Source organism: Oceanobacillus luteolus (genome assembly GCF_023715655.1).
GTDB classification, from domain to species: Bacteria; Bacillota; Bacilli; order Bacillales; family Amphibacillaceae; genus Oceanobacillus; species Oceanobacillus luteolus.
This window is the reverse complement of record NZ_JAMBON010000195.1, coordinates 1-253: the sequence shown is the minus strand read 5'-3', so window position 1 is coordinate 253 and position 253 is coordinate 1. Positions and strand designations below refer to the sequence as shown.

Genomic DNA, 253 nt, shown 5'->3' with positions numbered 1-253 from the left:
AGCAACATGTGCAAAAAAATAAAATAACCGTAAATCTGTTTAAAACATCTCAGATTCACGGTTATTTGGCGTTTCTGTTTTTAATTTTAGTTGCTTCTATTATAAAATTTCTTAGTTCGGGCTTACAGAAGACCAATCCAGATCAACTTTCCCTTTTCAATGAAGCTGAAGATACTGCGAATCCAGAAATCGAAGAACCAACGCTCGAAACCATTACGATTACACGAAAAAAGCGAGATCGTCGAGATGATAA

Annotated in this window: 1 protein-coding gene; it reads left to right on the top strand. The window is 35.2% G+C overall.

Translation table 11 applies throughout. The features are described from left to right. Positions 1-8 precede the first annotated feature (8 nt). The coding region (locus M3210_RS20330; protein WP_251518141.1) for a hypothetical protein at positions 9-253 on the top strand (245 nt) is incomplete at its 3' end.